This is a genomic window from Synechococcus sp. 65AY6A5 (genome assembly GCF_002760415.1).
In the GTDB taxonomy this organism is placed as follows: domain Bacteria; phylum Cyanobacteriota; class Cyanobacteriia; order Thermostichales; family Thermostichaceae; genus Thermostichus.
Genome location: NZ_AXUW01000001.1, coordinates 877,726 through 887,974, shown reverse-complemented (window position 1 = coordinate 887,974; position 10,249 = coordinate 877,726). Strand labels below are relative to the sequence as shown.

General features: G+C 59.7%; 11 protein-coding genes. 6 read left to right on the top strand and 5 right to left on the bottom strand.

The window, feature by feature from the left end:
- From SYN65AY6A5_RS04160 to SYN65AY6A5_RS04150, 3 genes are all read right to left on the bottom strand, one after another.
- On the bottom strand, positions 1 to 527 hold a 527-nt coding region (locus tag SYN65AY6A5_RS04160), incomplete at its 3' end, for a fatty acid desaturase (RefSeq protein WP_206336962.1).
- A gap of 87 nt (positions 528 to 614) precedes the next feature.
- The gene (gene glnT / locus SYN65AY6A5_RS04155; protein ID WP_206336886.1) at positions 615 to 1,916 is read right to left on the bottom strand and encodes a type III glutamate--ammonia ligase; all 1,302 of its coding nucleotides are present in this window, start codon (positions 1,914 to 1,916) and stop codon (positions 615 to 617) included.
- A 30-nt stretch (positions 1,917 to 1,946) separates the two neighbouring features.
- On the bottom strand, positions 1,947 to 2,525 hold the full coding sequence (locus SYN65AY6A5_RS04150) for an aldo/keto reductase (RefSeq protein ID WP_240530978.1): 579 nt from the start codon (positions 2,523 to 2,525) through the stop codon (positions 1,947 to 1,949).
- 185 nt (positions 2,526 to 2,710) lie between these two features.
- On the opposite strand from SYN65AY6A5_RS04150, the gene SYN65AY6A5_RS04145 reads away from it, so the two are divergent.
- Positions 2,711 to 3,223 (top strand): hypothetical protein, encoded by a 513-nt coding sequence (locus SYN65AY6A5_RS04145; RefSeq protein ID WP_041438337.1) that lies wholly within the window; start codon positions 2,711 to 2,713, stop codon positions 3,221 to 3,223.
- Positions 3,224 to 3,274: 51 nt separating this feature from the next.
- Positions 3,275 to 4,909 (top strand): CTP synthase, encoded by a 1,635-nt coding sequence (locus SYN65AY6A5_RS04140; RefSeq protein ID WP_099883950.1) that lies wholly within the window; start codon positions 3,275 to 3,277, stop codon positions 4,907 to 4,909.
- Between the two features lie 31 nt (positions 4,910 to 4,940).
- Here SYN65AY6A5_RS04140 and SYN65AY6A5_RS14745 read toward each other — a convergent pair whose 3' ends face one another.
- Complete coding sequence (locus SYN65AY6A5_RS14745; RefSeq protein WP_011430325.1) at positions 4,941 to 5,093, bottom strand: hypothetical protein; 153 nt, start codon at positions 5,091 to 5,093, stop codon at positions 4,941 to 4,943.
- 67 nt (positions 5,094 to 5,160) lie between these two features.
- On the opposite strand from SYN65AY6A5_RS14745, the gene SYN65AY6A5_RS04130 reads away from it, so the two are divergent.
- The 4 genes from SYN65AY6A5_RS04130 (at position 5,161) to SYN65AY6A5_RS04115 (ending at position 9,416) form a co-directional block, all read left to right on the top strand.
- Positions 5,161 to 5,637: a phosphate-starvation-inducible PsiE family protein gene (locus tag SYN65AY6A5_RS04130; protein ID WP_011430326.1), complete on the top strand. Its 477-nt coding sequence runs from the start codon at positions 5,161 to 5,163 to the stop codon at positions 5,635 to 5,637.
- Between the two features lie 220 nt (positions 5,638 to 5,857).
- The gene (locus SYN65AY6A5_RS04125) at positions 5,858 to 6,337 is read left to right on the top strand and encodes a peptidylprolyl isomerase (protein ID WP_011430327.1); all 480 of its coding nucleotides are present in this window, start codon (positions 5,858 to 5,860) and stop codon (positions 6,335 to 6,337) included.
- Between the two features lie 110 nt (positions 6,338 to 6,447).
- A complete protein-coding gene (gene gvpJ, locus SYN65AY6A5_RS14115) occupies positions 6,448 to 7,719 on the top strand; it encodes a gas vesicle protein GvpJ (RefSeq protein ID WP_228375199.1) in 1,272 nt (423 codons plus the stop codon).
- 119 nt (positions 7,720 to 7,838) lie between these two features.
- Positions 7,839 to 9,416 carry an NAD(P)H-quinone oxidoreductase subunit N gene (locus tag SYN65AY6A5_RS04115; protein ID WP_011430329.1) on the top strand — a complete coding sequence of 526 codons (1,578 nt, stop codon included), beginning with the start codon at positions 7,839 to 7,841 and terminating at the stop codon, positions 9,414 to 9,416.
- Between the two features lie 166 nt (positions 9,417 to 9,582).
- Here the strand turns inward: SYN65AY6A5_RS04115 and SYN65AY6A5_RS04110 are convergent, their stop codons facing one another.
- Entirely contained in the window at positions 9,583 to 10,152 is a 570-nt protein-coding gene (locus SYN65AY6A5_RS04110; protein WP_099812104.1) for a photosystem I assembly protein Ycf4, read from the bottom strand.
- Positions 10,153 to 10,249 lie beyond the last annotated feature (97 nt).

The window sequence follows — 10,249 nt, the reverse complement described above, 5'->3', positions numbered from 1 at the left end:
ACGTAAGGGTATCGCTGCAGTTGTCCTGTCGCCAGGTAAAAGTACGTCTTGAGCTTGCCGATCCACCAGGGAATACCACTGAGTTCCAGCAGATACTGCCGCCAATTCTGGGGCTTGCCATCCTCTAGCTCCGGGTCCTTGCCGGGAATTTGCGTGTAGCGATGATGCCACGTGTGGTAGTAGCGGTAAAAGGTACTGTTATAAAACGACAGCAACCCTGCAAACCAAGCAACACCGTCGTTGATTTTGGGGCTGGCAAAAGCCGTGCGATGGACGCATTCGTGCAACGCCGCAAACATGGTCGCCAAACTGGTTCCGTAAACCACCAACGCAGGCAGGGCAACCCACCAGCGCCATCCCATCTGGGTCCACCACAGACTCCCACTGACCCCCATAACTGCTAGGTGCATCAGTAATTGCACCCATCCCGCCCGGTCGGAGCGCACATGGAGTTGCTTGAGCACTTCTGCTGGAATCAGACGGTGGGGATCACATGGCCACGCTTCCACAGTACGATTGGCTGACATACCCGCCATAAAAGCCCCTTGGAGTCAACATATTCCCCGGTAATTTTAGACAAACATTGCCGTTGCCATCGTATCCTAGGCAACCCTTTAGCAGTCCAGGGTTGTTTCTCGTTCCCAGGGAGTAATCTGGCGGCTGTACTCCTGCCATTGCTGTTTTTTCAACTTCACGTAAGCATCAACGAAAGCATCCCCCAAAGCCGCCCGAAACATGGCACTGCGATCCAAATGTTCCAGCGCTTCTATTAGGGACGTAGGCAGAGTCGGCAATCCGGGAATCGGGTCGGTGTAGGTATTGTTGTCGCAACGAGTACCAGGGTGACGCTGGTGACAAATCCCATCCAGCCCCGCTGCAATCAGACCCGCCGCCAGGAGATAGGGGTTAGCCGCACCATCAGCCAAACGCAACTCAAACCGACCCGGCTCAGGGATGCGAATCAGGTGGGTGCGGTTGTTGCCGCTGTAGCTAATCGTGGCAGGTGCCCAGGTGGCCCCCGAAGCCGTAGGCGGCGCATGGAGACGGCGATAGGAATTCACCGTCGGGTTGGTCAGGGCACACAACGCCGGAGCATGGTACAGCACCCCGCCGATAAAGTAATACGCCAGCGACGAGAGACCCAGTTCCCCTTTGGCATCGGCAAACAAATTGGTTGTCCCGGTCACATCCCAAACCGACAGATGGGTATGGCAACCATTGCCCGTCAGATGGGGAAATGGCTTGGGCATGAACGTCGCCCGATAGCCGTGCCGTTCCGCAATGCTTTTCACCATGTATTTGAAAAAGGCATGACGGTCGGCGGTAACCAGCGCATCGTCAAATAACCAATTCATTTCAAACTGCCCGTTAGCATCCTCGTGGTCGCTCTGGTAGGGATGCCAACCCAGCTTTTGCATCCCATCGCAGATACCCCGAATCACCGCAAAACGACGCATCAGGCTTTGCTGGTCGTAGCACGGCTTGGCTTGGCAATCCTGCCCATCGGAAATGGCCCACTCCGTAGGGGATAGGAGCATAAACTCACATTCCACCCCCGTCTTGACCCGGAAACCCAGGCGTTCTGCCTGCGCCAACACCTTTTTCAGCACCCAGCGTGGCGTTTGTTCCAAAGGCTCCCCGTTGGCCTGAATCAAATCCGCAGGCATCCACCCCACCTCTGGTTGCCAAGGTAATTGGAATAGGCGCTGGCGATCCGGCTGGGCAAACACATCCGCATCCGCAGGGGTCAAATCCAACCACGTAGCAAATCCCGCAAAACCTGCCTGCCCATCGGCCATGCGGTCAATTGCTGAAGCAGGCACCAACTTGGAGCGCTGCGTGCCAAACAAATCCGTAAATGAGATCAGGAAATAATCAATACCCTGGCTGCGGGCAAGTTCTGAAAGTACCGGCATCATTAGAATTACTAGGGTTATCGAGTCAGTTTAGGCACTCAACCCCGGCAAAAGTGTCATCTCAGATACGAAAGTCCCAACTATCGTGATCAGGGAGAATACAGCCACCTGGCGGAAGCGCTCCATCTGCTCTGGAGAAAAGTTGCTCACCCCAATGGCGCGGATCTTGCCTTCCTGGAGTAGGCGGCCGAAAAAGGCAGCTGTCTCCTCCAGCGGCTCCAAGGGATCCGGCCAATGCACCTGGTAGATGTCGATCACGTCGGTTTGCAGGCGGCGAAGGGAGTTTTCCAGATCCTGAGCTAGCCAACTTAGGCTGCAGTTGCGCACCACCTTGCTGTTAGTCCACTGCAGGCCGGCCTTGGTGGCGATCGCCACTCGATCCCGGCAGCCGGCATCCCGGATGGCCCGTCCCAAAAGCTCTTCCGAAAGGCCGCGGCCATAGGCCGGAGCCGTGTCAAAGAGCGTAATGCCCAGGTCAATAGCCTTGCGGAGGGTGGCATACGCTTCCTGGGGATCCGCTGGCCCCCACCAATCCCCGGTCATGCTCCAGGTGCCCAACCCCACGCGGCTCAGCCGGAGCCCCGTCTTGGCAAGTGTAACAAACTCCATGGCAACGTCTGCAGACAGGATCCCGTTTCAGGATGCTAACAGGCGCCAGGGGAGGACAAAGCCGGTTGCGCAGACAACCCACGTGCCTAGCTGCTGGTGGAAAAAGAGTCCGGGCTTTTGCCTCTACTTTCCTAACTAGAGGCTCAGTAGAGTGGGGATTGAAAAATTCACATCGGCATGGCTCTATGAAGTCCATTTTCCGTCTCTGCCTGGGCGGCGTTGTAATCTGGGGATTCCTGCCTTCTGCCCAGGCGCAGGTGGTCACCCCCCTTTTTCCAGAACCTGCCAGAACCCCGATTCCAGTCGAGCCGCTGCCCCCTAGCCAGGATATTCCCACTCTGCCGATTGTGCCAGATCCGCGGCCTGTGCCGCCCACACCCCCCCGGCCAAGGCCGCTGCCGACGGGGACTTTTGAGGAAATCAGCCGCTACTTCCGCGATCTCAACCGGGCCAAGAACTTGGCCCGCCAAGCGGCTGAAATTGCCAACGGGGGCTTGCAGCGCTACCGCGCCGAAGCTGCCATGCACGGGGCGGCCATCGACGCGCCCTTTGAAGAGTTGGAAGATGCCTGGATCTTCACCTTCCGCGGCGGCGAGCCCGGCTTCGTCCAGCCCAGCATCGAAACCCAGGTGCGGGTGGATCGGCGCACCTTCCAGACCACCATCCTCTACAACGGCCCCATCCGCTCTCGGCCCTAAGGAAGCCCTGGGATCCCTGGCATAATCAGAAGAGGGCAAGGGATCGGGGGTATGGCCAAGTTTGTCTTCATCACCGGCGGAGTCGTCTCCAGCATTGGCAAGGGGATCGTGGCAGCCAGCTTGGGGCGTCTGCTCAAGTCCCGCAACTACACCGTGTCGATTTTGAAGCTGGATCCCTACATCAATGTGGATCCCGGCACCATGAGCCCCTACCAGCATGGGGAAGTGTTCGTCACCGACGATGGCGCCGAGACAGACTTGGACTTGGGCCACTACGAGCGCTTCACCGACACCAACATGTCCAAGCTCAACAACGTCACCACCGGCGCCATCTACCAGGCGGTGATCTACAAAGAGCGGCGGGGGGATTACCAAGGCAGCACGGTGCAGGTGATCCCCCATGTTACCCAGGAGATCAAAGAGCGCATCCGGCGGGTGGCCCGCGAGACCAACCCCGACGTGGTGCTGGTGGAGGTGGGGGGCACGGTGGGGGATATCGAGTCTCTGCCCTTTTTGGAGGCCATCCGCCAATTTCGCAAAGATGTGGGCCGGGCCAATGTGGCCTATGTGCATGTTACCCTGGTGCCTCTCATCAAGGCGGCGGGGGAAATGAAAACCAAGCCCACTCAGCACTCAGTCAAGGAGCTGCGCTCGATTGGGATTCAGCCAGATGTGTTGGTGTGCCGCTGCGAGCAGCCCTTGCCCCGCAGCATCAAGGAGAAGATCTCCGAGTTTTGCGACGTGCCGGTGGAATGTGTTATCCAGGCCCAGGATGCCCCCAGCATCTACGATGTGCCCTTGGTGCTGGAGCAGGAAGGGTTGGCGCAGCGGGTTTTGCAGATCCTCAACCTGGAGCCGCAGCAGCCGGATCTGCGCGAGTGGGAGCTCCTGGTGCAGCGGCTGCACCACCCTCAAGAGCAAGTGGAGATCGCCATTGTCGGCAAATACGTGCGCCTTACCGACGCCTACCTCTCGGTAGCGGAAGCCCTGCGCCATGCGGGCCTGGCTCTCAATGCCGGCGTTACTTTGCGCTGGATCTCTTCTGAGGAAGTCGAGGAGCAGGGGCCAGAAGCCCTGCTGGCCGATGTAGACGGCGTGGTGGTGCCGGGTGGGTTTGGCAGCCGCGGCATCGAGGGCAAGGTGGCCACCATTCGCTACGTGCGCGAGCGGGGCATTCCCTTTCTGGGGCTGTGCCTGGGCATGCAGTGTGCGGTGATCGACTGGGGATGCAACATTGCCGGCCTGGAGCGGGCCAACAGCTATGAGTTCGATCCCGACACCCCCCACCCCGTCATCAGCCTGTTGCCAGAGCAAAAAGATGTGGAACATTTGGGGGGAACCCTACGCCTGGGCCTCTACCCCTGCCGCATTCTGCCCGACACCCTGGCGGCCAAGCTCTACGGTGAGTCAATTGTCTATGAGCGCCACCGCCATCGCTATGAGTTCAACAACGCCTACCGCAGCCTATTCCTCGAGTCCGGCTACGTGATTAGTGGTGTCTCGCCCGATAACCGCCTGGTGGAAATTATCGAGCTGCCCAGCCACCCCTTTTTCATCGCCACCCAATTCCATCCCGAGTTTCGCTCCCGCCCCAACCGTCCCCATCCCCTCTTTTTGGGGCTGATCGAGGCTGCTTTGCGCAGCCGTTCCCGGCCGCAAGCCCTGCAGTTGCAGAACACAGGCTAGGGCATTGGGGTTAATTCAAGAGTTGTCGTTTCTAGCGCGCTATGCCCCGCCACCGAAAAAAGTCGGATTTGCCCAGCAAAATCTGTCTCACCTGCGGCAGGCCCTTCACCTGGCGCAAGAAGTGGGCCGACTGTTGGTCAGAGGTGAAATACTGTTCTGAGCGGTGTCGCAACCGTCGCCCCAAGGGATCTCTTCCAGCTAACGGTTAGGGCAGATAATGGGATCCCGGACGCAGGGGGGAAGGGTTGTCGATGCGGTTTCTCAAGTGGCTGTTGCACAATCCTCACGAAACCGAAGAGGAGGATCCCTTTTTGCGGGCCATCACCCGCATCGAAAGCCTGATCTCGAAGCTGCTTTCCATCTTGATGATCGGCCTGATTGTGGTGGCCGTGGTGGATTTGGCCCGCTTCCTGGTGGCCGATCTGCTGCGGGAGCCAACCGGGTTTTTCTCCACTACTTTGATCGAGATTTTCGGCCTTTTTTTGAATATCCTGATCGCGCTGGAGATTCTGGAGAACATTACCGCCTACTTGCAAAAGCAGGTGGTGCAGGTGGAGCTGGTGATTGTTACCTCTTTGATCGCGGTGGCGCGCAAGATCATTATTTTTGATTTTGAGAAGCTGGGGGGTCTAGATCTCATTGGGCTGGCAGCGGCAACGCTAGCCCTCTCCGTTAGCTACTGGCTGGTGCGGCGGGCCAAACCCCCATTCCGGTCGGGGGATGAGTAAGGCCGGACGGATCCTGGTAGGATAGGGGCGGAGCTTTCTGGCAAGAAACGTGCGCGTGCCCTCTGGCATCACCCACCTGTTCAAGCTGGCTTTGCTGGCAGTGCTGCTTTGGGTGGGATCCGGCGTTGTTTCGGCTCTGGCCCGCCCGCATTCTTCTTACGATTTGCTCCTGGCACAACAGTTGGGCAAAACCGTGAAAACCTACAACAGTCCTCCCCCCATGGTGATCGACCCGGCCAAGTCCTACACGGCCACGCTGGAGACCACCGCCGGCACGATGGTTTTGGAGCTGTTCCCGCAGGAAGCTCCCCTTGCCGTCAACAATTTTGTCTTTTTGGCCCGGGATCACTTCTACGATGGCGTCATCTTTCACCGTGTCATTCGGGGCTTCATGATTCAGGGCGGGGATCCCACCGGCACGGGGCGAGGCGGGCCGGGGTACCGCTTTCCCGATGAGCCGGTGCAGCGCCCCTACACGCGAGGAACCTTGGCCATGGCCAATGCCGGCCCCAACACCAACGGCAGCCAGTTTTTTATCATGCATGCCGACTATCCCCTGCCGCCCAACTACACCATCTTTGGGCAACTAATCGAGGGGGAGGACGTGTTGGATAAAATTGCTACTGCACCCACCGGCCCGCAGGATCGTCCCCTCAAGCCGGTGGAGATCAAGTCTGTTCGCATCTCGGAATCGAACTAGGTTGGGCCAATCCGGCAAAACAGTTTGGTTAAATTAACTTGGCCTCTGGCCCCATTTTTGCAACTTGCTCTATGGGGGACTCAGGTATGGAGTTCGCTAGGCCCCGGCGAATGTCCCCCCGCATTTTGGCTCTGGATTTTGATGGTGTGCTCTGCGACGGGCGGGCGGAGTATTTTGCCTCTTCCTGTCGGGTCTGCGCCCAGGTGTGGGGCCTTGCTCCTGCCCAGTTGGAGTCGTTGCGCCCTGCCTTCGACCGCCTGCGCCCGCTGATCGAGACCGGCTGGGAGATGCCCCTGCTGCTGTGGGGGCTGCAGCAAGGGATCCCCGAAGACGCTTTGCGCCAAGACTGGCCCGGCTGGCGGCAGCGGTTGTTGCAGGGAGCGGGGATCTCCGAGCAGGCTTTAGCCCAAAGGCTGGATGAGGTGCGGGATCGCTGGATCGAAGAAGATCTGCAGGGCTGGCTGGGGCTGCACCGCTTTTATCCGGGAGTGGCGGCTTGGATGCGCCAGATCCAGGCTGCTGGCGAGCCCCGCCTGGCCATTCTCAGCACCAAGGAGGGGCGGTTTATCCAGCAGCTTTTGCTCCGCGAAGGGATCCAACTGCCGCGCCACCGTATCCTGGGCAAGGAGGTGCGCGCCCCCAAGGCCACCACCCTCCGGCGGCTGCTAGCAGCGACCCAGGTAGCGCCTGAGGAACTCTGGTTTGTCGAGGATCGCCTGCAGACGCTGCGCCAGGTGCAAAGGGTGCCGGACCTGGAGCAGGTGCTCTTGTTTTTGGCTGCCTGGGGCTACAACCTGCCCGAAGAGCGGCAAGAGGCGGCGCGGGATCCCCACCTCCATTTGCTTAGCCTGGAACAGCTCTTCCAGCCCTTTGAGCAGTGGTTGGCTGCTCCTTCCCCCCGCCTTGCTATCAGCCCGGCCAGCCCGGAAGACTTGAGCCGGGCCCGGCTCACCCCTGGCCGGAAACGCCCGGAAGCCGGTTTGGCCTCGCTGGTGCTGACCTTGGTGGAGCTGCTGCGGCAGTTGATGGAAGCGCAAGTGGTGCGACAGATGGAGGCCAACCGCCTTTCTGCCGAGCAAATCGAGCGGGCCGGCAGCAGCCTCCAGGCCCTGCGGCAGCAAATTCGGCAACTCTGCGCCCTGCTGGAGATCGACCCGGCAGAGCTCAACCTAGATCTGGGGGATCTGGGCTCTCTCTTGCCCCGCCAGGGGGACTACTACCCCGGCCAACCCCACGGCGAGGGATCCCTGCTGGAACTGTTGGATCGGCTGATCAACACCGGGATCGTCATCGACGGCGAGATCGACCTGGGCTTGGCCGACTTAAGCCTCATCCACGCTCGCCTACGATTGGTGCTCACCTCCAGCGCCAAGCTTTCTTGAAACCAGGAAGTGTCGATGGAGACAATTGGGAGAAGAAATGCCAGAAGCAAGCTAGGGAGGCCGGAAATCGCGGTATGCTGGCTTTGGATCCCGTTAATCTCTCTTCATAGTCTTCCCCTATGGATGTCTTCGCCCCAACCGGAAACCTGCATGCCGGCGCCATTTGGCCGGAGGTGGTGGTTACCCTCACGCTGTTGATCGTCCTGGTGGTGGATTTGGTGGGTGGGTCGGCGGCGCGCAAAAGTCTTCCGGCCCTCTCCCTCTTTGGTTTGCTTGGGGCCTTGGTGACCTTGGTGTTGCAATGGCAGCAGCCCCAGTTGGAGAGCTTCTTGGGCAGCTTTGCCGCGGATCCGGTGAGCATTCTCTTCCGCGGCCTGGTGGTGGCGACGGCAGCCCTGACGGTGATGATGGCGGAGCGCTACTTCCTCCAGGCAGGCGCGCCCACGGGCGAGTTCTATGTGCTGCTCCTCACGGCCACCTTGGGGGGCATGTTCCTCGCCGGGGCGACGGATCTCATCATGGTGTTCGTCTCCTTGGAAACGCTGGGCATCGCCAGCTACCTGATGGCCGGCTACACCAAGCGGGATCCGCGTTCTTCCGAGGCGGCCCTGAAGTATCTGTTGACGGGGGCCAGCAGCACCGCTATCTTCCTCTACGGCATGTCGCTGCTTTATGGCCTGTCGGGGGGGCAGACCCAGTTGGCGGCTATTGCGCCCTACCTGGCCAATGCCGGGCTGGTGGGGATCCTCGCTTTGGTGTTCTGCCTGGGCGGCATTGGCTTTAAGCTGGCGGCGGTGCCTTTCCACCAGTGGACTCCTGATGTCTATGAGGGATCCCCAACGCCGGTGGTGGCCTTCTTGTCGGTGGGATCCAAGGCGGCAGGCTTTGCCCTGGCCATTCGCTTTTTGGCCACCGTCTTTCCGGCGATGACAGAAGAGTGGCGGGCGGTGCTCTCGGTGCTGGCCATTTTGACCATGGTGCTGGGGAATGTGGTGGCGATTGCCCAAACCCGCCTCAAACGACTGCTGGCCTATTCTTCTATTGGGCAGGCGGGCTTTGTCTTGATCGGTTTGGTGGCGGGCACCGAAGCGGGCTATGCCAGCTTGATTTTTTACCTGATGGTCTATTTGGCCATGAACCTAGGGGCTTTTCTGTGTGTCACCCTCTTCAGCCTCAAGACTGGCACCGACGAAATCAACGAGTACAGCGGCCTCTATCAGAAGGATCCCTTTCTCACCCTTTGCCTGAGCATTTGTCTGCTCTCCCTGGGCGGGTTGCCGCCGCTGGCCGGCTTTTTCGGCAAGCTCTATCTCTTCTGGGCCGGCTGGCAGGCAGGAGAATACACGCTGGTGCTGGTGGGCCTGGTGACTAGCGTCATCTCCATCTACTACTACGTGCGGGTGGTGAAAACCATGGTGGTAAAAGAGCCGCAGGAGATGTCGCTTTCGGTGCAAAACTACCCCCCAACCGACTGGCAGGCCGAGGGCATGCCGGCTTTGCGGGTGGGCATGGTGGTGACGCTGGTGGCCACCATCTTCGCTGGCATCCTCTCCAATCCTCTATTTACCCTCTCCACTCAGGCGGTGGAGCAAAGCCCGTTTTTGGGGTTCCCGACAGCCCAGGCTTTTGCTCCAGGGTCGGCCAGCCCTTCTCTGGCCGTTGCAGGATCTGCAGCTTTGCCTAGCCGCGGTTCCTAGACCTTCCTCAAGGGCGCCGCAAGGCACGGCTCCCTTACCCCCAGCCCTTCTCCCTTCGGAAGGGGAAATTTACTGGGACAATTGACCCGATGTTGTTGAGACGGTTTCTGGGCTATCTCAATTCCTGGGATCCCTGACCAGCAGCCGTCCACAACCAAACAGAATCTCAAATACCTTCTAGGCTGACATTGAGAAAGCGGGCGATCTCAGCGGCTTGGTTTTCGATCTCGGCCAGGGGAGGGGGCTGGCCGACGCCGGTGAGGGGGATGTCGCCGCGTCCTTTTATGCGCAAGTAGATGGCGCGGCGAGGGTTGAAGCCCTCTCGCAGCTCCACCCGCAGGCTTTGCACCTCGGCAAAGTCGTATTCTAGGCGCACCTCGCGGTTTTTGCCCGGAAAGCCCTGCCGCACCAGGGTTATCTTCTGGGTGCGGCGGTCGAACTCGTTGTAGCCGCCCCCCAGGTTCCAGTACAGGCTCAGCCATTGATACAGCCCCGCCAGGGATCCGAGCACGCCGTAGAAGAGCATGGCAATGCCCTGGGGAATGAACACCAGGCTGGCGGGATCGGAAAAGGGGAGCAAGTTGCGGTGGAAATAGCTGGAAAGACCCGCCAGGGTAAAGCCCAGCCCACCCCCTGTCAGCGCCACCGCCCAAAAGTAGACGCTGGGCCGCCGCGACCCGATTACGGTGTAGCGCAGCAGGTCTTCCGAGCGAATTTCGGGAACAGTCGCAGACACAGACGGGATCCCTGTCGATTTTCCAAGTTGGCTTCTCCCATTTTATAGGCGGGGAGGAGCTTGCCCTGTGGAGCAGCAAGAGAGTTAGCATTTTTCC

Excerpts from the sequence above, each read along its gene's own strand:
- glnT (WP_206336886.1), bottom strand. The coding sequence starts at position 1,916 with ATGCCGGTACTTTCAGAACTTGCCCGCAGCCAGGGTATTGATTATTTC.
- SYN65AY6A5_RS04150 (WP_240530978.1), bottom strand. The coding sequence starts at position 2,525 with ATGGAGTTTGTTACACTTGCCAAGACGGGGCTCCGGCTGAGCCGCGTG.
- SYN65AY6A5_RS04145 (WP_041438337.1), top strand. The coding sequence starts at position 2,711 with ATGAAGTCCATTTTCCGTCTCTGCCTGGGCGGCGTTGTAATCTGGGGA.
- SYN65AY6A5_RS04140 (WP_099883950.1), top strand. The coding sequence starts at position 3,275 with ATGGCCAAGTTTGTCTTCATCACCGGCGGAGTCGTCTCCAGCATTGGC.
- SYN65AY6A5_RS04130 (WP_011430326.1), top strand. The coding sequence starts at position 5,161 with ATGCGGTTTCTCAAGTGGCTGTTGCACAATCCTCACGAAACCGAAGAG.
- SYN65AY6A5_RS04125 (WP_011430327.1), top strand. The coding sequence starts at position 5,858 with ATGGTGATCGACCCGGCCAAGTCCTACACGGCCACGCTGGAGACCACC.
- gvpJ (WP_228375199.1), top strand. The coding sequence starts at position 6,448 with ATGTCCCCCCGCATTTTGGCTCTGGATTTTGATGGTGTGCTCTGCGAC.
- SYN65AY6A5_RS04115 (WP_011430329.1), top strand. The coding sequence starts at position 7,839 with ATGGATGTCTTCGCCCCAACCGGAAACCTGCATGCCGGCGCCATTTGG.